Origin of the sequence: Alloalcanivorax sp. C16-1 (assembly GCF_046507805.1) — a bacterium.
GTDB lineage: Bacteria > Pseudomonadota > Gammaproteobacteria > Pseudomonadales > Alcanivoracaceae > Alloalcanivorax.
In genome coordinates this window covers 542,621-563,259 of sequence record NZ_JBKFTK010000003.1, presented here as the reverse complement: position 1 = coordinate 563,259, position 20,639 = coordinate 542,621, and the positions used below count along the sequence as shown (strand labels likewise).

21 protein-coding genes are annotated in these 20,639 nt (G+C 65.4%); 6 read left to right on the top strand and 15 right to left on the bottom strand.

The genetic code is table 11. From position 1 onward, the window contains the following. From ACLD0W_RS13355 to ACLD0W_RS13335, 5 genes are all read right to left on the bottom strand, one after another. Positions 1-1,308, bottom strand: coding sequence for an acyl-CoA dehydrogenase family protein (locus ACLD0W_RS13355; protein WP_410307974.1), 1,308 nt, complete (start codon positions 1,306-1,308; stop codon positions 1-3). Positions 1,309-1,469: 161 nt separating this feature from the next. Further along, entirely contained in the window at positions 1,470-2,645 is a 1,176-nt protein-coding gene (locus tag ACLD0W_RS13350; protein ID WP_410307973.1) for an OmpA family protein, read from the bottom strand. 194 nt (positions 2,646-2,839) lie between these two features. Next, the gene (locus ACLD0W_RS13345; RefSeq protein WP_410307972.1) at positions 2,840-3,604 is read right to left on the bottom strand and encodes a GGDEF domain-containing protein; all 765 of its coding nucleotides are present in this window, start codon (positions 3,602-3,604) and stop codon (positions 2,840-2,842) included. A gap of 96 nt (positions 3,605-3,700) precedes the next feature. After that, entirely contained in the window at positions 3,701-4,213 is a 513-nt protein-coding gene (locus ACLD0W_RS13340) for a chalcone isomerase family protein (protein WP_410307971.1), read from the bottom strand. Next, complete coding sequence (locus ACLD0W_RS13335) at positions 4,192-4,773, bottom strand: nuclear transport factor 2 family protein (RefSeq protein WP_410307970.1); 582 nt, start codon at positions 4,771-4,773, stop codon at positions 4,192-4,194. Before ACLD0W_RS13335 ends, ACLD0W_RS13340 begins: the two co-directional genes overlap by 22 nt. 105 nt (positions 4,774-4,878) lie before the next feature. On the opposite strand from ACLD0W_RS13335, the gene ACLD0W_RS13330 reads away from it, so the two are divergent. Genes ACLD0W_RS13330 through ACLD0W_RS13315 form a run of 4 tightly spaced genes read left to right on the top strand, consistent with a single transcriptional unit; the run spans position 4,879 to position 8,510 of the window. Next, positions 4,879-5,430 (top strand): DUF2878 domain-containing protein, encoded by a 552-nt coding sequence (locus ACLD0W_RS13330; protein WP_410307969.1) that lies wholly within the window; start codon positions 4,879-4,881, stop codon positions 5,428-5,430. Further along, positions 5,423-6,199, top strand: a complete 777-nt coding sequence (locus ACLD0W_RS13325; protein ID WP_410307968.1) for a DUF1295 domain-containing protein — start codon at positions 5,423-5,425, stop codon at positions 6,197-6,199. Before ACLD0W_RS13330 ends, ACLD0W_RS13325 begins: the two co-directional genes overlap by 8 nt. Further along, positions 6,196-7,209 (top strand): SAM-dependent methyltransferase, encoded by a 1,014-nt coding sequence (locus ACLD0W_RS13320; RefSeq protein ID WP_410307967.1) that lies wholly within the window; start codon positions 6,196-6,198, stop codon positions 7,207-7,209. The genes ACLD0W_RS13325 and ACLD0W_RS13320 overlap by 4 nt, the downstream gene beginning before the upstream one ends. A 35-nt stretch (positions 7,210-7,244) precedes the next feature. After that, the gene (locus tag ACLD0W_RS13315) at positions 7,245-8,510 is read left to right on the top strand and encodes a sensor histidine kinase (protein WP_410307966.1); all 1,266 of its coding nucleotides are present in this window, start codon (positions 7,245-7,247) and stop codon (positions 8,508-8,510) included. A gap of 10 nt (positions 8,511-8,520) precedes the next feature. Here the strand turns inward: ACLD0W_RS13315 and ACLD0W_RS13310 are convergent, their stop codons facing one another. The 7 genes from ACLD0W_RS13310 to ACLD0W_RS13280 all read right to left on the bottom strand — a co-directional run bounded on the left by ACLD0W_RS13310 (position 8,521) and on the right by ACLD0W_RS13280 (position 16,391). Continuing rightward, positions 8,521-9,234 carry a GAF domain-containing protein gene (locus tag ACLD0W_RS13310; RefSeq protein WP_410307965.1) on the bottom strand — a complete coding sequence of 238 codons (714 nt, stop codon included), beginning with the start codon at positions 9,232-9,234 and terminating at the stop codon, positions 8,521-8,523. A 239-nt stretch (positions 9,235-9,473) separates the two neighbouring features. Beyond that, complete coding sequence (locus ACLD0W_RS13305) at positions 9,474-10,166, bottom strand: response regulator transcription factor (protein WP_410307964.1); 693 nt, start codon at positions 10,164-10,166, stop codon at positions 9,474-9,476. Between the two features lie 56 nt (positions 10,167-10,222). After that, complete coding sequence (locus ACLD0W_RS13300) at positions 10,223-11,605, bottom strand: alanine/glycine:cation symporter family protein (protein WP_410307963.1); 1,383 nt, start codon at positions 11,603-11,605, stop codon at positions 10,223-10,225. Between the two features lie 55 nt (positions 11,606-11,660). After that, positions 11,661-12,653 carry a GlxA family transcriptional regulator gene (locus ACLD0W_RS13295; protein ID WP_410307962.1) on the bottom strand — a complete coding sequence of 331 codons (993 nt, stop codon included), beginning with the start codon at positions 12,651-12,653 and terminating at the stop codon, positions 11,661-11,663. Between the two features lie 222 nt (positions 12,654-12,875). Further along, positions 12,876-15,236, bottom strand: coding sequence for a fatty acid cis/trans isomerase (locus tag ACLD0W_RS13290; protein ID WP_410307961.1), 2,361 nt, complete (start codon positions 15,234-15,236; stop codon positions 12,876-12,878). A gap of 91 nt (positions 15,237-15,327) precedes the next feature. Continuing rightward, on the bottom strand, positions 15,328-15,783 hold the full coding sequence (locus ACLD0W_RS13285) for a DUF3429 domain-containing protein (RefSeq protein ID WP_410307960.1): 456 nt from the start codon (positions 15,781-15,783) through the stop codon (positions 15,328-15,330). Positions 15,784-15,875: 92 nt separating this feature from the next. After that, positions 15,876-16,391, bottom strand: coding sequence for a DUF1643 domain-containing protein (locus ACLD0W_RS13280; protein WP_410307959.1), 516 nt, complete (start codon positions 16,389-16,391; stop codon positions 15,876-15,878). Positions 16,392-16,454: 63 nt separating this feature from the next. On the opposite strand from ACLD0W_RS13280, the gene ACLD0W_RS13275 reads away from it, so the two are divergent. After that, positions 16,455-17,177 carry a nitroreductase gene (locus tag ACLD0W_RS13275; protein WP_410307958.1) on the top strand — a complete coding sequence of 241 codons (723 nt, stop codon included), beginning with the start codon at positions 16,455-16,457 and terminating at the stop codon, positions 17,175-17,177. 13 nt (positions 17,178-17,190) lie between these two features. Here the strand turns inward: ACLD0W_RS13275 and ACLD0W_RS13270 are convergent, their stop codons facing one another. Continuing rightward, complete coding sequence (locus tag ACLD0W_RS13270) at positions 17,191-17,709, bottom strand: Hsp20/alpha crystallin family protein (protein WP_410307957.1); 519 nt, start codon at positions 17,707-17,709, stop codon at positions 17,191-17,193. Positions 17,710-17,907: 198 nt separating this feature from the next. Between ACLD0W_RS13270 and ACLD0W_RS13265 the strand changes: the two genes are divergently transcribed. Continuing rightward, positions 17,908-18,114: a dodecin gene (locus ACLD0W_RS13265; RefSeq protein WP_410307956.1), complete on the top strand. Its 207-nt coding sequence runs from the start codon at positions 17,908-17,910 to the stop codon at positions 18,112-18,114. 53 nt (positions 18,115-18,167) lie between these two features. Here the strand turns inward: ACLD0W_RS13265 and ACLD0W_RS13260 are convergent, their stop codons facing one another. Both ACLD0W_RS13260 and ACLD0W_RS13255 read right to left on the bottom strand, forming a co-directional pair. Next, positions 18,168-19,823, bottom strand: coding sequence for a DEAD/DEAH box helicase (locus tag ACLD0W_RS13260; RefSeq protein WP_410307955.1), 1,656 nt, complete (start codon positions 19,821-19,823; stop codon positions 18,168-18,170). A 190-nt stretch (positions 19,824-20,013) separates the two neighbouring features. Next, complete coding sequence (locus tag ACLD0W_RS13255; protein WP_410307954.1) at positions 20,014-20,631, bottom strand: YceI family protein; 618 nt, start codon at positions 20,629-20,631, stop codon at positions 20,014-20,016. Between the last annotated feature and the right edge of the window lie 8 nt (positions 20,632-20,639).

Sequence of the window (20,639 nt, the reverse complement as noted above, 5' to 3'; positions counted from 1 at the left end):
TTACAGATGCAGTCCGCCGAAGGCCACGCCGATGGCGCGCAGATCCCGGTACCAGCGCTCCACCGGGTATTCATGAGTGAAGCCGTGACCGCCGAGCAGCTGCACGCCGTCGGTGCCGATCTTCATGGCTTTGTCCTTGACCAGGGTGCGCGCCAGATAGGCTTCCCGCTGGAATGTTTTGCCCTGTTCCGCGCGGCAGGCGGCGCGGTAGGTGAGCATGCGCATGGCGTCCAGCTCGATGGCGATGTCGGCGACCATGAAGGCCACCGCCTGGCGATGACTGATCGGCTCACCGAATGCCTGGCGCTCGTTGCAGTAGGGCACCACATAGTCGAGCACCGCCTGACCGGTGCCGATGGCCAGCGCGCACCAGGCCAGGGTGCCCAGATCCACGAAGGCGCGGTAGTCGAAGTCCTCGTTGCCCAGGCGCTGATCGGCGGGTACCCGCACGTTGTCCAGCAGCAGGGGCCGCTGGCCGCTGGCGCGGATGCCCATGGCCGGGTCCTCGCCGGCGCTCAGGCCTTCGGTGCCGCCCTCGACGATAAACACGGCGGGGCCGTCGTCGGTGTCGGCGGCGACCAGAAACAGCTCCGCTTCGGCGGCCAGCGGCACCAGGGATTTCTCGCCGTTGAGCACCCAGTGATCGCCGTCACGGGTGGCGGTGGTGCGCAGTGCGCAGGGGTCGAACAGCGGGCGCGGCTCGCACACCGCGATGGTGGCCAGCGGCGCGTCTTCGCCGGCGAACGGCGTCAGGTACTTGTCCTGCTGCAGGGCGGTGCCCCACTGGGTGAGCGCGTTGGCCACGCCCATGGGCGCCAGAATCGCCACCGCCTGGCCCATATCGCCGCGGCCCAGTTCCTCGGCCACCAGCAGGCTGGTGACGGTGGAACGCTCGGCGGCGGCGCCGCCCAGGCTTTCCGGCACCGCGAAGAAGTTCAGCCCCAGCTCGCGGGCCTGCTCCTGCACCGACGGGGCGGTGCGTTGCGCCGCGTCCGCCTCCTCGGCGCCCGGTCGCAGCACGTCATCGGCGAAGCCGCGCACGCTGTCGCGGATCATCTGCTGCTCTTCGGTGATGCCCAGGTCGAACAGATCCGTGGTCTGGCCGGGGGCGTGCAGGCGCGCGGGCCGGTCGGGCTTGCCGCTGGCCTTGAACGCGCGGGCGCTGGTGGTGATCACCTGAAAGCCGCTCTTGGTGAGACGGTAGGCCAGCCGCTCCGCGCCATGGCGCAGGCCGAGGCGGTCCAGCAATTTCGAGCCGGCAAGCCGGTTGAGGGTGCTCAGGGCGAAGCCGATCGCGTCTTTCGCCATGGTCGGGTCCTTTGTCGATTCAACGTTGGCCCGATTATGGGTGAGGGGAGGGAGGGGCCGTTTGGCTGCCTTGCCTGAAGGGCCTGTCGGCAGAGTCAGCCGCACAGAAAAAGGGGCCGGCGAATGCCGGCCCCTTCTTCGATCAGCTTCAGTACGCGAACTTAGTTCTTGTACTGGGCTTCTTCGGTTTTCGCCTTCATGATCGCTTCCACGCGACGGTTCTGAGCGCGGCCGTCACGGGTGCTGTTATCAGCGATCGGACGTTCCTCACCGTAACCTTCGGTGGTGATGCGGTTGCCGTCGATGCCGAACTCGCTGACAAGAACCCGCTTAACGGCGTCGGCGCGCTCGTTGGACAGCTTCTTGTTGTAAGCGGCGGAACCGGTGCTGTCGGTGTGACCTTCAAGCACCAGGTTGGCGGACGGATACTCGTACATGCGGTTGGACAGGTTCTCCAGTTCCGGGTAGGAGGTCTTGCGAACCTCGGACTTGTCCAGGCCGAACTGAACGTACAGGGTTTCCTTAACGTCCTTGGTCAGGTACTCCTGACAGCCTTTTTCGTCCACCTTGGCGCGAGCCGGGGTATCCGGGCACTGGTCCTTGCTGTTGACCACGCCATCGCCATCGTCGTCCAGCTCACAACCCTGGGCGTCCACCTGGGCGCCGGCCGGGGTGCCGGGGCAACGGTCACGGCTGTCCGGTACACCATCACCATCGGAATCGGTGGCGGTCTCGGTCACCGGTTCCTCTTTCTTGTCGTGGTGGGTGCCCACCAGCAGGTTCAGGCCGGCGTAGACTTCACCGTCCCAGCGCTCGCTGCGGAAGCTGTAGGTCGGGCGCACGCCCACGTCGAGCAGCAGGTTGTTGGCCAGACCCGCTTGCATGCCGGCTTCCAGACCACCGATGCCTTCCTTGAAGTCATCGCCGCTGTCGCTGGTGAACTCGGTGCGGGTTTCACCACCACCGATACCCAGGTAGGTCTCGAACGCGGAATCCTGGTCGCCGAAGTGGCGGCGCAGGCTGGCGAAGTTGTTGCGCAGGTAAACCTGGCCGTCGCTGGTCGCCATGTTGTTGCGCTCGTAGGAGGCTTGCACGGACCAGTCGTGGTTGAACCGGTAACCGATCTGGCCGCCCGGCAGGGTCACGGTGTCCTGTTGATAGAAATCGTCGCTGATGTAGCCATCACCTTCGTAGTGATCACCGATATCCAGCCACTGCTGGCTGATGTGACCACCCAGATAGAAATAGCGATCGGGGATGTCAGCGGCGTTGGCAGCGCAGGCCATTCCCAGTGAGGCGCATGCGATGCTGGATGCGAGAAAACGTTTGGCGTCCATAACTCCTTCCTTGTTTTCTTGGTAGGCAGAAAAAACAGCTTCTGCAGTTTTGCCTTAAGGGACAGAACTGTAAATGGCTGGTGGTGGGGTTAATAAGAAAATTTACAAAGAGATGTCGCCAAAAACAATAAAAGGATTTTTTTGTAAAAAAATAATTTATTTTTATGAGAAGAAAGACTGACCCGGGGCGAAGGTCAGGCGGTTTCCTGAGCCCGGTGGTCGTTGCGGTTCTGGTAGAGCGCGTAATCGGCCTCGTTAAGCAGCGCGTTCAGTTGGCGGCCGCTGTTTTCGGTGCAGGCGGCGCCGATGCGGATACTGAAATCGACGGACTGATCGTTCTGGCGGAGCTCGATGGTGGCACTCAGGGCGCGCAGCCCTTCGGCCATGTGCTGGGCATCCTGATAGTCGGTGTGCGGCAACACCAGCAGGAACTGGGCGCCATCGATGCGGCCGAACAGGTCACTTTCCCTAATCTTGTCGCGAATGCGCTCGGAAAACAGCCGCAAGAGCTGATCGGAGAGACGCCGGCCGTGGCGGTCGAGCAGGTCGGTGAAGTCCACGATCTCCACCAGCAGGATGGACACCGCGTAATCGTGGCGCTGGCTGAGCGACAGTTCGCGTTCCAGCATGCTGAACAAATGGGGGCGGTTGAACAGGCCGGTCAGGTGGTCTTCCCGGGCCTGCTGACGGAGCTGCCGGTTTTCCCGCGCCAGGGCCGTCAGCCGGTTGAATACCGGGTAGCAGAACGCCGGCGCCAGCAACAGGGGAATCAGCAGGGCCAGGGTGATGGCCGCCAGCCAGTCGCGCTGGCCGGTGAGCAGCACGCCCACGGTGGTCAGCAGCAGCGACGCCACCATGGCGATCAGGGTACACAGGGTGGTCAGTCGCAACGCATGGAACCGGTCCCGGTTCAGTACCGGCTTGGTCTGGCTGAGGTGCCCTTGCGGTGCACTGGCCATGGTGAACCCCCACACTTCCTGCTTATTCGGCTTTTTGTCCGCGTCAATGGACGTTTTGCGGGAAGTATCCGGCGTCGCCGCCGTGGGTGCAAGGGCTCAGCGGCCGGTATTCAGCAACGCTTCCTTGAGATCGTCGGAATAGGGTCGGTCGCCGAACCAGATGGTGAAGTACGCCTGGGCAAAATCGCGGCCCTTCTCCCGGGCCAGGGGTTCGCCGTTAAGGCGCAGCACCAGCGAGCCATCGGTGTCGTAATCCAGGGTGTAACGGTCGCCGTCGCGGGTGGTGCGGTAATGCTGGTTGAACGCTTCCAGGCGTGGCAGCAGCGCCTGGAAGCGGGCCTCGTCCAGGTTGCGTTCGATCATTTTACGAGCGGCCTTGGCGAAGGCGTCGCCGGGCACCTCCCGGTTATAACCGAACTCAAGGCGCAGGGGCGGCGCCAGCGGGTCGGCGGTGCCGCAGTCCTGCCGGTACAGCGAGGCCTGGCCCACGTCGAAGAATTTCAGCGCCTTGACGTCGCCGGTGGAGCAGCGGGCCATGGCCTCGAAATCGGCGGCGCCGGCCTGGGCGGCCCAGGCCAGGAGCGCGATCAGGGATGCTCTCTTAACCATCGTGTCACCGTACCGAGAATCGGCAAATGCTGGTCCAGGCCCTGGCTGCTGTCCCAGAAGTCCTGGTGGAAAATGACCCGGCCCTGGTCATCGAAGCGCAGCTGCGAGATGCCGATGGTGCGCGCCTCGCGCTCGCTGCCCATGATCGAAAAATGGGTCTCCATGATCCAGCGCAGGAACACATCCTGGCCGTCCCGCCAGGTTTGCTGCACATCCAGGTTCATGTAATCGAGTCGCTCGGCGGTCTTCAGCATGTGCGCCTTGAGCGTATCGCGGTCGTAGATGGTGGCCAGGGTGTCGTTGAAATAAAGCTCCGGCGCGTACACTTCGTCCAGATGGGCCTCGATGTAGTCCACGTCGATGGGCGAATACAGATCGATGAACCGCTGCAGGGCCTGGTCGGAGACCTGGCTGACGCCTTGCTGCGAGCGCAGACCCTGCTCGTAGAGGTGCGAATAGCCTTGCTGCTGGTCGGCGGCGCGACTCGCGCAGCCGGTCAGCAGCAATGTCAGCGCCACCGGGACGAGCAGCGCGCGGATCGGGAATGAAAGGTGGGCCATGACGAAGCTTCCTGTAACGTGGCCGCTACTGTGGCCGCGTACCGGTGAACCGGCTGTGAAGCCGGTTCACAGGCTTTTGACGGTGGCGGGCCCAAGCTCCGTCGCATGAATCGATCATTCGCCGCGCTGGCGGTCAACTTCGTGGGTTTCCAACTGCTCTGGTTCGTCGCCGTTTACGGTGGCGCCCGGGGTTGGGGTGGCTGGGCGCTGATGGTATTGGTGGTGATGCAGGCGCTGGTGTGGGCCCTCAATCGGGGCTGGCGCCGGGATCTGCCGCTGCTGGCCGTCGGCGCGCTGGCCTGTGTGCTGTGCGAGCCGGCCTGGCTGGCGCCCGGGCTGATCCGTTATCAGGATTGGTCCATGAGCTGGCTGGCGCCGGCCTGGATCTGGGCGCTGTGGCTGGGCTTCGCGGTGAGCTTCAACTACAGCCTGGCCTGGTTGCGACCAAGGCTGGCGCTGGCGGCGGTGTTCGGCGGCGTGGGCGGGGTGTTCTCGGTGAGCGTCGGCATTCATTTGGGCGCGGCCACCACGCCCCACGGCTGGTGGCCGCTGGCGATGACCTATTGCGTGGTCTGGGCCCTGGTGGTGCCCGCTTTGGCGTTCTGGGCCCGCCGACTGGCCCGTGGTTCGGACAAGGAGGTACACGACTATGCCTGAGATACTCTGGTTCAGCCTGGCACTGCTGCTGATGGCGTTCAGCCTGGCCTGGGCGGTGCAGTGGCTCAACGGCAACGCCGGTTACGTGGACGTGGCCTGGAGTTTCGGCACCGGCATCACCGGGCTGGCGTACCTGCTGGTGGGCGAGGGCGAAAGCGTGCCGAGGCTGATCGCCGGCGTGCTGCTGCTGGCCTGGTCGCTGCGCCTGGGCAGCCATATTCTCAAGCGCGTGGTGGGCGAAGGCAGCGAGGATGGACGCTACGCGGCCATGCGCGAACGCCTGGGCGGCGCCGCTCAGCCGGTGTTCCTGCTGGTGTTCTGGCTGCAGGCCGGTCTCGCCTGGCTGTTCTCCTTGCCGTTGTGGGCGATCAGCCGGCAACCGGATTTCATTCCGTTGTTCGTGAATCTGGGCCTGGTGGTGGGGGTGGTGGCCATCGTCGGTGAAGCCCTGGCGGACCGGCAGCTGGCGCGCTTCAAGGCGCGCCCGGACAGCAAGGGTAAGACTTGCCGGGAAGGGCTGTGGCGCTATTCCCGCCATCCCAACTATTTCTTCGAGTGGCTGCACTGGTTCAGCTATCCGCTGATCGCCGCCGCCACCGCGCCGCACTGGCCCTGGCTGTGGCTGCTGCCGGTGGCCATGTTCCTGTTTTTGTGGTTCGTCACCGGCATCCCCTACACCGAGAAGCAGGCGCTCAAATCCCGTGGTGACGATTACCGCGAGTACCAACGGACCACCAGCCCCTTTATTCCCTGGAGACCGCGTCAATGATCATTCGCATGGCGGAGTCCGGCCTGCTGCCGGACCGGCTGATTCGCGCCGGCATTCATCGTTTGCTGCGCAAACGCCTGCACCAGGAAGAGCGGCGCGGGGATCAGCAGCCCCGGCTGCTGGAAGAACTGTCCCGGGGGCCCATCGCGGTGGCCCAGGACGAGGCCAACGAACAGCACTATGAGGTGGATTCCCGCTTCTACGAAAAGGTATTGGGCCCCCATCTGAAATATTCCAGCGGCTACTGGGACAGCCCGTCGTCGACCCTGGCGCAGGCGGAAAAGTCGATGCTGGCGCTGACCTGCGAACGGGCCGGCCTGGACGACGGCCAGGACATTCTTGAACTGGGGTGCGGCTGGGGCTCCCTGTCCCTGTGGATGGCCGAGCACTATCCGGACAGCCGCATCACCTCAATCAGCAATTCCGCGACCCAGCGCGCCTGGATCACCGCCCGCGCCGCCCGCCTGGGACTGACCAACCTGCGCGTGCTGACCGCCGACGTGGCGCAATTTCAGCCGGGCCAGTGTTTCGACCGGGTGGTGTCCGTGGAGATGTTCGAGCACATGCGCAACCACAGCGAGTTGATGCGCCGCGTGCACGACTGGCTGAACCCCGGTGGCAAGCTGTTCGTGCACATCTTCTGCCACCGCTCGCTCACCTATCTGTTCGAGACCGAAGGCGCCAGCAACTGGATGGGGCGCTACTTCTTCACCGGCGGCGTGATGCCCGCCTACGACTGGCTGCCGCGTTGCGCCGGCGAACTGGTGGAAGAGCAGCGCTGGGCGGTCAACGGCCGCCACTACGGGCGCACCCTGGAGGCCTGGCTGGACAACGCCGATCAGCGCCGGGACGAACTGGTGGCGCTGCTCGACGAAGGCTATGGCGAGGGCGAAGGGGCGCTGTGGTTGCAGCGCTGGCGCATGTTTTTCATGGCCTGCGCCGAGCTGTTCAATTATGGTGACGGCGAGGAATGGTTCGTGGGGCACTACCTGTTTCGCCGCGATCCGTGAAGCGGCCGGCGGGCAGTGGGGATACCGGGAAGGACATGGCAAGAAAAGGCGTTCAGCACCGTCTGACCAGGGTTTTCCTGATCCAGATTCTGTTTATCAGCATGGCCACGGTGTTCGGGGTCTGGGCCACCGCCCAGATCATCGAGCAGGTGCTGGTCAAGGAAGCGCTGATCAAGGAGGCGGAGCATTACTGGAGCCTGCACGACCGCGATGACGACTTCCCGCGTCCCAACACCCGCCATCTGCTGGGCCTGCTGGAAGACGACGACACCCGGGACCCGGTGCCGCCGGTGCTGGCCGACCTGCCGGACGGTTACCAGCGGGTTCATCTCGACGGCGAAAACCCCATCGTCTATATCGAACACCACGGTGACGCCCGCCTTTATCTGATTTTCGACGAGCAGCGGGTGTCGGTGCTGGCGTTCCTGTTCGGCATCCTGCCGCTCACCGCCGTGCTGCTGGTGATTTATCTCACGTCGTTCCTGGGCTGGCGCAAATCCCGCGCGCTGGTGTCGCCGCTGGTCAAGCTCTCGGAAATCCTTCGCCATACCGATGCGGACGATCCCACCCAGGCCCGTCCGGACCTGGAGGCGGTGGAGGCGGAGCCCGGCAGCGAGGCCGCGGTGCTGCTGGCCGCGCTGGACGCCTACGCCGATCGGCTGCTGCGTTTCGTGGAGCGGGAGCGGCAGTTCACCCGCGACGCCAGCCATGAACTGCGCACGCCGCTGGCGGTGTTCCGCGCCAACCTGGAACTGCTGGCCCGGCAGGTCGGTGACCGGCCCATTATCGGTCGCATGAGCGATACCGTGGACGATATGGAATCGTTGGTGGAAACCCTGCTGTTGCTGGCGCGCACCGAACAGCAGCCGGTGCAGGAAGAGGATCTGGTGGTCAACGACGTGGCGGTGAACCTGCTGGACCGTTTGCAGCCGCTGGCGGAGCGCAAGCAGATCCGCCTGCAGGTGCGCCAGACCGCGCTGCTGACCCTGCGTGCCTCGGAGACCGTGCTCAATATCGTGCTCACCAACCTGGTGCGCAACGCCATCAATTACAGCGGGTCCGGGCAGGTCACCATCGTCGTCGCCGACAACGCCATCCACGTGGAAGATACCGGTGCCGGCATGGACGCCCAGGAACTGGCCCGTTTTCTCAAGCCGTTCGAGCGCGGCACCAGCAGCGAAGGCGGGCACGGGCTGGGTCTGGCCATCGTGCAGCGCCTGTGTGAGCGCTTCCAGTGGTCACTGGATGTGGCCAGCCAGCCGGGCAAGGGGACCGAGGTGCGGGTTCGCTTCGGCGATTGACGCCGGGGGGTCAGTGCATGGCGCCTTCTAACAGCACCTGGGGTTGCATCAGGCCGCGCATCAGGGACAGGGACTCCGCGTCGCAACGCATCAGTACGCCTTTGGCGTTGAGCGCGTCCAGCAGGCGCTGGCGCACCTCTTCGGCGTAAGCCAGATTGCTTTCGGTGAGCAGCACCGCGAACTGATCGTGGCCCAGATAGGCGGCCATGTCCTGGTGACGGATCAGGGCGGCGATGGAATCCGCCACCATCTGGCGCTGCTCGGCGCACAGCATGGCGCCGTGCAGGCGCAGCACCACCCCTTCCAGGCCGTAATCCTCACAGCGCCGGCGCTCCTGGTCGAGAATGCGGCCCCAGCCGATGCGATCAAGCAGATCGGTGTCCGGGTCACGGCTTTCTTCCTCCAGAAACTCGGCGATGCGGCGCTGGTCCAGGCCGGCCAGATTCCAGATCAGGGCGGTTTCCAGCAGGTGGCACTGGCGGCGCAGCGCCTCGCGGATATCGCTCTGGTCGAGCAGCGGCTGGGGCGCGGGGTCCATGGCGCACAGCGTGCCGAACAGGCGATCGTTCTGGTCGCGCAGCGGCAGGCCGATGTAAGCACGGATCGAAAGCCGACGGGTGATGGGCGCATCGTTATAAAGCGGCTCATCCTCCACGTCGGGACAGATCAGCGGGCCCTGTTCGCTGACCCGGCGATGACAAATGCTGTCACGCCAGCGCAGCATATCGCCGCGTCCCAGGTCATATCCCTGGCCACAAGCGTTTAAAAGCAGCCATTCCTCACCGCGTTGTCTCGTCAGAAACCACATCGCCATACCGAACCGGGATTGCAGGTCCAGTAATTGGATGTCGACGAATTCCGAGAATGAGTGGCTTTTCCCCCAATTCATATTCGTTATCGTGTTTAGTCGGTGAATGAGGGCATCATTCTGTGCCCGTGAACGCCACACCGCAAGTGGCCCACTCAGTCTTCCCGTGGCGGCCGGATGCTGAAACCGACGCCGGGCTGCGTTTCCAATAACGCATTTTCAAATGGCTTGTCGACGGCTTTTCTCAAGTTATACAAGTGACTACGCAGTGCGTCGGAGTCCGGCACCAGGTCACCCCACAGTTCATGCTCGAGTTGCTCACGGCTGACTACCTTCGGCGATTCGCGCATCAAAATTCGTAAAATACGAAACGCGGTGGGCGAAAGCTTCAATAATTGGCCGGCGCGACGCACTTCCTGACGGGCGGGATCCAGTTCCAGATCGGCCACCGTGAGCAGATTGGCGGCCACTTCGCGGCGTTCCCGACGCACCAGAGCGCGCACCCGTGCCACCAGCTCCGGCAGGGCGAAGGGTTTGACGATGTAATCGTCGCCGCCGCGGGCGAACCCTTCCAGCTTGTCGTCGAGCTGATCTCGGGCGGTCATGAAGATCACCGGCATGTCCTTGGCCATTTCCTTACGCAGGGCCTGGCAAAAGGTATAGCCGTCCTCGCCGGGCAGCATGACGTCGAGAATCAGGATGTCATAATGATGTTCCTGGACCAGCGATCGGGCCAGCATGGTGTCGCTGGCGTAGTCCACCATGGCGCCTTCCTGTTCCAGGAATTCCACCACGGTCTGGGCCAGCTGACGATGGTCTTCCACCAGCAACACGGACAGATTCTGCACGGTACCCTCTCCTTTAATTCACATTTTATTATTGGGCGCGGCGCGTCAAGGTGCTGTCAATTCCCCTCACGTGGCCGTTGCTGGAAATAGGTTCTCGCCGCCTGGTTGACCCGGGGCGCCAGCCGCAACGCGGCCAGCATGGTGGGCAGCGCCATCAGCGCGTACATGCTGTCCAGCACCTTGATCACCAGATCCAGGGAGGCCACCGAGCCGATCACCACCAGGCACAGATAGAACCAGACATAGTGATGCTGGTGGCGGGCGCCGATCAGAAAGCCCAGGCATTTGGCGCCGTAATACCAGAAAGTGACCACCGTGCTCAGGCTCAACACGCCCACCAGCACCGCCACCAGGATCCCACTGTGATCGACGAACAGGGCCTCGAAGGCCGCCAGGGTCAGGCTGACCCCATTGTCGTCGCCGCTTTCCCAGACGCCGCTGATCAGGATCACCAGCGCGGTGCAGGTACAGACGATCAGGGTATCGATGATCGGGCCGAGCATGGCCACCAGGCCCTCGCGCACCGGTTCGCCGGTGCGCGCGGCGCCGTGCGCCATGGCTTCGGTGCCGATGCCGGCCTCATTGGAGAAGGCGGCGCGCCGGATGCCGGTGATGATCACCGCGCCGAGCACGCCGCCGGCGGCGGCCTCGCCGGTGAAGGCGTCACGCACGATCAGCATCAGCGCCGGGCCGACCTGGTCCGCGTGGCTGAACAGGGTCACGGCGGTGAGCAGCAGATAACCGACGATCATCGCCGGCACCAGCACGCCGGTAACCTTGCCGATGCGCGGCAGCTTGCCCGCCACCACCACCAGCACCAGCGCCGCCAGGATCAGGCCGAACAGCAGATCGAAGCCGAAATGGGCGTCGCCGGCGGTCCAGCCGGCGGGAATGGCGATGGCCACCCGCACCACCTCGGTGAGCTGGTTGATCTGGAAGATCGGCATGGTGCCGAGCAGCCCGGCCAGGGCAAAGAAATAGGCCAGTGGACGCCAGCGCGGCCCCAGGGCCTCGCGGATGATGTACATGGGCCCGCCCTGCAGGGTGCCTTCGCTGTCGCGGCCGCGGTACATCACCGCCAGGGTACAGGTGTAGAACTTGGTGGCGATGCCGACCAGGGCACTCACCCACATCCAGAAGATGGCGCCGGGGCCGCCCACCGAGATCGCCACCGCCACGCCGGCCACGTTGCCCATGCCCAGGGTGCCGGACAGGGCGGTGCTGAGCGCCTGGAAATGGGAAAGGGTGCCCTCGTCGTCCCGGTCCGGGCCGCTGAACAGCAGCCGCACGCCGTCGGGCAGATGACGATAGGGCAGCAACCGGGAATAGAGCAGAAAAAACAGACCGCCGCCCACCAGCAGCGTGACCAGCGGGGGCCCCCACAGAAACCCCACCACCGCCCCCAGGGCGTTATCGAGCCGTTCGTAAAAGTCGTTCATGGCGACGTACGGTAGCAGGGTCGCCGGGGCCCGTCACCGCGCCGCGCCGCCGGGCTCAGTCGCGCAGCGCGCCGACCCGGGCGAAACGCTGCCGGTAATGACTGGGGGACAGACCGGTGTGGCGCTTGAACAGCCGGGAAAAGCTGCTCACGTCCTGATAGCCCACCTGTTCGGCCAGATGGCTCAGATTGGTGGCGCCCCGTTCCAGCATCTTGCGCGCCGCCTCGATGCGTACCCGCTGCAGATATTGCAGCGGCGGCTCGCCCAGGGCGTTGGTGAAGCGCCGCTGCAACTGCCGGGGGCTCAGATGTACCCGTTCGGCCAGGTCCGCCAGGGTGGTGCCCTCGGCGAAATGTTCGTGCAGCCAGGCCTGCACCTGTTGCACCTGTTCGTCCCGGTGGTAGGTCTTGGCGGGCAGGCCGGCGTACACGCTTTGCGGGTCGTTGCGCACGTCGATGACGAACGCCTTGGCCAACTCCCGGGCCAGATCGGCGCCGCAATAACGCTCCACCAGCAGGATCGTCAGATCCCGCCAGGCGGTGCCGCCGCCGGCGCAGAAAATATTGCCGTCGCGGGTGATCAGCTCGCGCTCGTCCAGGTTCACCTGCGGATAGCGTTCCCGGAACAGACGGCTGTAGCCCCAGTGGGTGGTGGCGCGGCGACCGTCCAGCAGGCCCGCTTCGGCGAGCAGGAAGGCGCCGGTGCAGTTGCTGGCCAGGTCGGCGCCGCCGGCGTGGAGAAAGCGCAGCCATTCCAGGCTTTCCTGTTCCTGGTGCAGCACCTGCGTGATCTCATTGCCGATGGTCGGCACGATCACCAGATCGCACTGGTCCACCCGTTCCAGGGCATTGTCCACGGCGATGCGCATGCCGGCGGTGCAGCGCACCGGCTGGCCGCCCCGGGACACCACCTGCACCTTGAACTGGCGGTTGAGCGGCTGGCCGTGGATGCGGTTCCAGGTCACGCCGGTCAGGTTGAGCAAATCCATGACCCCGGTGAGGGCCGAGGCGAATACGCCGTCGTAGGCAAGTACACTGACTTGATACATATCGTCCTCGTTTCCGGGGCCAGGGCGGGGTTTGTCGCGAATGACCATGAATTAGTCACGGGCGACAATACCAGTCCGGGGCGCTGGCTGCCATCCTATCGGCCACACTGGAACGCATGAGAGAAATATCGTCATCAGGCTCGGGAGCCTGCTCCGGCAGGCATGCTATGACGGTAGTGTTTAAGCCCCGCTTCTTAGCGGGGCTTTTTTTTGGTTCATCGCTTAGAAATTGCCGTAGCGGTTGAGGTCGAGGATGCCGGCCTGGATCGGTTCGTGTTGCTCCATGTAGCGCAGCGGCGCCTGCACCCGTTGCCAGAAATCGGTTTCGGTGCGGCGCAGGCCGAAGCGTTCCACCAGGGCGGTGAAGTCGGCCTCGTCGCGCGCCGCTTCCATGGCGCCGGCGAAGGCGGGCAGGTCCGCGGCGGCCACCTGGAACATGAAGTTGGGGTAGCTGAGCAGCACGCCCGGGTAGATCGTCAGGGTGTCCTTTTCCGGTTGGTAGCGCAGCGACTCGCCGAACAGGAAGGCCACGTTGGAATGGGCCCGGTTGCGCAGCAGCGAGTAAACGGTGCTGTCCCGGTCGCCGTCCACCAGCAGCAGGCTGGCCTCGGGCATCCAGTTGATCACCGGCAGATCGGCGGCCGGCCGCGAGGCCAGCGGCGCCAGGGCGGTTTCCACCTGGCGCTCCAGGGCGCTGGCCGTTTCCCGTACGCACTCGTCGTCGCCGCAGCGGTTGATCGGGTCCGGGCGGGCATTGATGGCCGCGAACCGCGACAGCAGGCCGGCGTTGAACTCGGCCATGGGCGTGGCGCTGTGGTAGTCGATGGCGGTGGGTGTTTCACCGTCCGCGTCGGCGTAACTGATCAGCAGTTTCAACTTGCCGGTTTTCTGATACCAGTCGTCGAGGAGGCCCTTGCGGGCCGCCGCCGGCAGGAAACGCAGGGTGTTCTGTTCGGCGCCGTTGCGGATCAGGTCGAAGTAGAGCCGCGTCTGCGCCTGATGGGACACCGAGCCGAACACGTCGAAGTTGACCACCAGGTTGTAATAGGAACGCTCGAACAGGGGATAGTCCATCACCCAGGTGGTCAGCGGGTAATCGCCGATCAGCCCCTGCCGCACCGAGGAATTGTCGTGGTGCCGGAAGATGGTCAGCAGCGCATTGCTGTTATCGCCGTCGCCGTTCCAGATGCTGTCCCAGTCCGGCCCGGAGGGCGCGGACCGGGCATAGGCGTCGTGGCGTTGGCGCAGGTAGTCGTTGCGCCGCTTGCTGTAGCGAATCCATTCCGGGCCCAGGTCGAGCAGCGTGCCTTCCTGGCCGGGCAGGCCGAGCAGGGGCGAGGTGCTGGCGCGGTAGTCCGCGTCGGTGATGTAAAGGTCGTGGTCCGGGTCCTGGAACACCGCCCAGAAGCGATCGCGGATCACGTCGGTGGCGATCTGGCCACGGCACACCGGGCCGCGGATAAAGGTGCGCACGAAGTACTCGGCGTCGTCCAGCATCAGCTGGTAGCGGGCGCGGGCGGGCAGGGCGGCGAAGGTGGTGAACGGGTTGGCGCGCTCGTCCTCGCCATAGCCGGGCAGCTTGCTCACCGTCCAGGGCTCGGCGAAGAACAATGTCTCCATGCGCTGCCGCTTGGCGTCGCTGAGCGCGTAGGTGATATGGGTCTTGTGCACGATGGTGCCCTTCACCGGCCGCAGCCGGTACCAGAACTCGCCGCCGGGCGGGTCGTTGGGGCGTGACGTGGCCACCGGCACCAGCGCCTTGCCCGGCGCCGTTCGGGAGCGCTCCAGGGTGAAGAAATGGTCCGGCCGGCGGCCGCTGCCGTCGTCGAAATACAGATGCGCCAGGAACAGGTGCTCGAACACCCAGCGGGCCACCAGCTGTTGGCGCTTGCCGTCCCGGTTAAGCCAGCTTTCCCAGGCGCGGATCTGACGCTGCTCGTCCGCGGACAGCTGTACTTCGTCGCTGCCCGGCGGCGCGCCGGCGGCCAGCCAGGCGCGGAGGGTGGCGAACTCCTGGTCGGTGAGCGCCGGCGTGCCCAGCGGCATGCCGCCCAGCGGGTGTGCCTCGGCGTACTCGTCCATGCGCTCCGGCGTGGGGCACTGGTTTTCCCGCTTCAAACCCAGCTGGATGTCATCCGGCAGCGGCTCGCCGGGGGTGAACTCATGGGCGCGGCCCAGTTCCAGCATGCGATACAGCAGGGACGCCTCCAGCCCCTCGGTGCTGTCGATCACCGAGAAAAACCCTCGTTCCCGCCAATCGGCGGTGGTGGTGGCGTCGATGAACAGGCGGGAGGGGTCCGCGGCCTTGGTGCGCTGTTTGTAGACCGGTTCGGTGGAGGCGCCACGGTCCAGCCCGGCGGCGGTTTCCAGCTTCAGCTGGCAGGGCGCGTCGTAGCAGCCGTGGCAGGCGATGCATTTGGTTTCCAGGATCGGGCGCACGTCGTTCTGGAAGGTCACCGGCGAGGCGGGCGGCGGCGGCGCGGCCTTGGCGGTATCATCGCAGCCGCCCAGCAGCGGCAGGCACAGCGCGAACAGCGCCAGTGATCGGACCCCGATCAGGGGCAAACGGCGAACGGCGGCCATGGATCCCTCCAGTACAATTGCGTGGATTCTAGCGGAGCGCCGCCGCGGGGAAAATGACAGGTTTCAGAGCCCGGGTTTCAGAACTCCGCTGTCAGAACATAGGCATCATCGCCGCCGCCCAGGCGATCATCAGCGCCAGCACCGAGGCGCCGGTGAGCAGATGCCGCAGGTGGCGGTACCAGGGCGGAAGAACGTCGAAGAACATCATCTGTTCGGTGCCCCACACGAACACCAGCCCGGCGATCAGCATCGGCAGGGAAAATTCCACCGGCAGCAGCAGCGCCACCCAGCCGAGCAGCGCCGGCACCACGCCGAACACCAGGGTGCCGATGTGGTTGCGGCTGTCCAGCCGCGCCAGCGCCCGCCCCCAGTGCACCGCGCCGAGAAACGACAGGATCACGGCGGCGTAGCTGACCACCGCGGTCAGCGCGCCGATCCGCAGGCCGTCGTGCCAGGCCAGCAGGGCAAAGGTATAGAACGGAATCAGGCCGGCGACCCCCATCACCCGCGCGGCCAGGATATTGCGTGTCTGGAATCGGTCGGTCACCGGTTCACTCCCTGGTACACAGTCCTGGTAACAGGCGGAGGATTGTCGCCAAGGGAGCGTGAAGGCGATGCAAAGAATGGCGTGCTGACGCCTCAGCGCGGCGGCATCGGGAACGGCGTCAGGGTTTTCGGCAGATAGAGCGGATGGGCGGGCTCGCCGGAGCCGTTCAGGCGCAGGCAATGCAGGTCCCCCAGGGAGCGTCGCACGCGCGCGGCCCGGTCGCCATGGGTGCCATGGTTGCCCCAGCCCGCCACCACCAGCGCGGCGTCGCCGGCCAGGCGCCGCAGCCACCAGTCGTTGCGCGGGCCCACCGGGTCGTCGGCGGCGAACAGGTCGCGGGGGTAGGTGGCCCGGAACGCGAACAGATTGGCCACGCACAGGCCGGAATAGCCCCAGTCCCGGGCGAAGCCGATGCAGCGACGAATGGTGGGGTCGTCCTGGCGATGGTCGGCGGTGGACGGGTTCAGGCCCACCAGCAGCACATAATCCTCGCCGTCGCCCCAGCGGCGCCACAGGGCATAGCGGTAGCGGCGGCAACGGGAGAAATTGGCGCCGCGCTGCAGCGTCGGGGTGATCGAAACGGAGGGGGTGGCGTCGCATCGGGTCATGGCGGGCCAGTGTACGGATTTGCCAGAATGCCGCCAGTCTCACTGACGGAAACGGGAACCTTCATGGAATTTATCGACGCCCTGAACGGGCGCCACAGCGTGCGAGCCTTCAGCCAACGGCCGGTGCCCGAGCCGGTGCTGGAGCGTTTGCTGGCGCGGGCGGCGACCGCGCCGAGCTGGTCGAATACCCAGCCCTATCAGATCGCCGTGGCCACCGGTCCGGTGCTGGAAACGCTGCGTGATGACCTGAGCCGCCGCTTTGAACGGCTGGCCCCGCTGCAGCGGGCGCCGGCCTGGAAAAAGGCCCTGGCGGCCCTGCGCCGGGATTCGGGTCTGCCGGACGGGGATTTCCGGCCGGTGCAGCGCTACCCGGATGACCTCCAGCCCCGGCGCGTGGCCACCGGGCGCGGCCTGTATCGGTTACTGGGCATCGGGCGGGAGGATCACCGGGCCCGACACCGGCAAATGGCCGCCAACTTCCGCTTTTTCGACGCGCCAGCGGCGCTTTTCCTGTTCGTTCATCGGGGGCTGGGTGTCTACAGCGTGCTGGACGCGGGCCTCTTTCTGCAGACGCTGATGCTGGCCGCCGTGGACGAGGGGCTGGGCAGCTGTGCCCAGGGTGCCCTGGGCCTGTGGCGCTCGCCCCTGGAGCGCCACTTCGAGATCCCCGCTCACTATCAACTGCTGTGCGGCCTGTCGCTGGGCTACCCGGACCCGGACGCGCCGGTCAACCGGTTCCACCCGGACAAGCTGCCGGCGGAAGCGCTGACGCTGGCCCGGCGCTGACGGCCCGGCCGGCTCAGCGGATGTCGATGCTGCGGGTGCTGCGCGGATGGTTTTCGTGGCGCGGCACGTCCAGGGTCAGCAGCCCGTTGTCGAAGGCGGCGCTGAGGGCGTCGCCGTCGGCGTCGGCGGGCAGCGTGAGCAACCGCTGGAAGCGGCCGAAGCGTCGCTCGCTGTAGTGATAGCCGTCCTCGTCGTTGAGACGGGTTTCTTCCTTGCGGCCGCTGATCACCAGGGCGTCCCCGTCCAGCTCCACGGACAGATCGTCGCGACCGAGGCCGGGCACCTCCACGGTGATCACATACCGGTCCGGTTTCTCCACGATGTCGATACTCGGGCGGAACGGCGCCGACGGCTCGGCGTGGGGCGCCGGGGTGGTCCAGGCCATATCGCCGAGCATCTGCTCGAACCAGTTGTCGAATTCCCGATCCCAGCGCAGCAGCGGATGGGACGGGCGCCGCTGGGGCAGCGGCCGGTCGCGGCTGGTTTCCTTGCTCAGCCAGTTCCAGGGATGCAGTTTGCCTTGGGTGCTCATGGTGCAACTCCTTCTGACAGCCTTTCCCTTTTCAGAGTAAGGCCCGCCGCCGGCGATTCAAGCCCCACCGGGCACCGTCTCTTGACTGGCGTCAGGGTCGCGTGATTTGCGAAATAACCGTAAAACCCGCGCCGGCGCTCTTGAAAGCAAGGCGCCTGGCAATCAAACCTGGAGGGACAGTCACGAAAGGAGGCAAACATGAGCGAGCACGTTTACAAGAAACTGGAGCTGGTCGGTTCATCCAAGGACAGCATCCAGGATGCGGTGCGCAACGCCGTCGCGGCGGCCGGCAAAACCGTGGATAACGTGGAATGGTTCGAGGTCAAGGAGACCCGCGGGCACGTGGAAAACGGCCAGGTCGCTCACTTCCAGGTGGTCGTGAACGTCGGCTTCCGGGTGGACTGAATCTTTGAGCTGATTGAAAAGGGGCAGCGGCGGGCGCCGCCGCCCCGGACGGCTTACACCACTTCCAGTTCCAGCATTTTCTGACACACCCGGGCGGTGCGCAGCTGATGCAGCTGCTTGGCGCTCAGCGCCTCCGGCAGCTGCACCGTGCTGTGGTCCTGATGAATCTTGATCGCCCCGATCTGCGCACTGCTCAACCCTGCCTCATTGGCAATCGCCCCGACCAGATTTCCGGGTCTGACCCCGTGGGTCTCGCCCACTGCGACGCGGTAGATCTTCATCGGGCCCGCCGGGCGGGCCGCCTTGCCGGCTTTACGCTCGCGTTTGCCGGCCGGCTTGCGGTCGCCGTGCTTGGCGCGCGGCTCGCGGACTTCGCGCATTTCCCGGGGGGCACGGACGGGCACGGCCTTCAGGAACAGGGGTTCCTTCTCGAACATCAGGGTGGCCAGGGCCACCGCCAGATCTTCCGCTGGCAGTTCCAGCTCCTGGGACAGTTCCGCCAGAAACGCCCGGTTAGCGTCCGTTTCGGCGTGCTTTAAAGCGCCGCTAAGGCGATCCCGGAAGGCGTCCCGGCGGCGCTGGTTCAGGTCGTCCACCGACGGCAGGTCCATCATCGTCAGTCGCTGGCCGGTGGTGCGCTCGATACCGCGCAGCAGGCCCTGCTCGCGGCGTGCCACGAACAGGATCGCCTCGCCGTCACGGCCGGCACGGCCGGTGCGGCCGATGCGGTGCACATAGGCTTCCGGATCGGTGGGCATGTCGTAGTTGAACACGTGGGTGATACGCGGCACGTCCAGGCCCCGGGCCACCACGTCGGTGGCCACCAGCAGGTCGATGCGGTGCTCGCGCAGGCGCGCCACGGTGGTTTCGCGCTGCGCCTGGGGCATGTCGCCGTTGAGCGCTTCCACCCGGAAACCACGGCCCTGCAGTTGCTCGGCCAGGTTGATGGTGGCCTGCTTGGTGCGCGCGAACACGATCACGCCGTCGTGGCGCTCGGCTTCCAGAATCCGGCACAGGGCATCCAGCTTGTTGATGCCGGCCACCGGCCAGTAGCGCTGGCGGATGTGTTCGCCGGTGCTGGCGCCGCCGCCATCGATGCGAATCCATTCCGGGGTTTTCAGATGCTGATCGGCGATGGTCTTGATCGCCGGCGGCATGGTGGCGGAGAACAGCGCCAGCTGACAGGCGGCGGGGGTGCGTTCCAGCACCCATCGCACGTCGTCGATAAAGCCCATGCGCAGCATTTCATCCGCTTCGTCCAGCACCAGGGCGCGCAGCTGGTCCAGGCGCAGGCTGCCCCGCTCCATATGGTCCATGACCCGGCCGGGGGTGCCGACGATCACCTGGGAGCCGCTTTTCAGGGCGCGCAGCTGATCCCGGTAACCACCGCCGCCGTAAATCGGCGTCACGGTGATGCCGGGCATGCCGTAGGCAAAGGTTTCCAGAGCTTCCGCGACCTGCAGAGCCAGTTCACGGGTGGGAGCGAGCACCAGCATTTGTGGTGCTTTCAGTGCCGGATCAAGACGGGCCAGCAGGGGCAGGCCGAAGGCAGCGGTTTTGCCGGTGCCGGTTTGCGCCTGACCCAGCAGGTCGCGGCCTTCCAGCAGGGCGGGAATACTGCGTTCTTGAATCGGAGACGGAGTTTCAAAGCCAAGACGGGCGATTGCGCCGAGCAAAGACTCGGGCAGGCCCAGGGTATCGAACGACATGCACAGACCTTTCGGTGGACGGGCGCTAGGCCGGGCTTGTCGATCAGTGCGGTGCCGGCGTGGCCCTGAAATGAAGGGAGGCGGACTATACCGAACGTGCGGCACAAATGCACGTTATTTCGGGGGTGGGTTTGGGGGGAATCGCGACTGGGCGGCATTCCGCTTCAGTCGCGATGGGGTGGACGGTGTCTTACCCTTCCTGCTTCTTGGCGAAAGCGTCCGCTTCCACCGCTTCCACGGTGATGCGCACATCCAGCTCGTCGCTGACCGCCGGCACATAGGCGTCCATGCCGAAGTCGGAGCGCTTCAGGGTGGTGGTGGCGTTGAAGCCGGCCGCCGGCGCGCCGTCGTACATGGGGTGCTCGCCCACTTTATTGACGGTGGTGTCCAGCACCACTTCTTTGGTGATGCCGTTGACGGTCAGGTCGCCCACCAGCTCGAAGGATTGTTTATCCTTGGCCACGTTGCGCACGCCGGTGCTCTTGAAGGTGATGGTGGGGTGCTCCTTGGCCTTGAAGAACTCCGGCTTATTGAGCAGATGCTCGTTGAGCACCGGCACGTGGGTGTCGATGCTGTCCACCTGGATGGTCACGTTCACGCGGGCGTCGGTGGGGTTGTCCGGGTCGGCGGTGACGGTGCCACTGATGTCGTTGAAGTTGGCCTCTGGCACGGAAAAACCGAAGTGGTTCCAGGAGAAACGGACCTGGGTGTGGCCCGGATCCAGGGTGTATTCGGTGGGCGCGGCCAGTGCCGGGGCGGCGGTGGCGAGCAGGGCGGCGGCAAACAGGCCGGCGAGGGCGGATCGCATAACGTCTC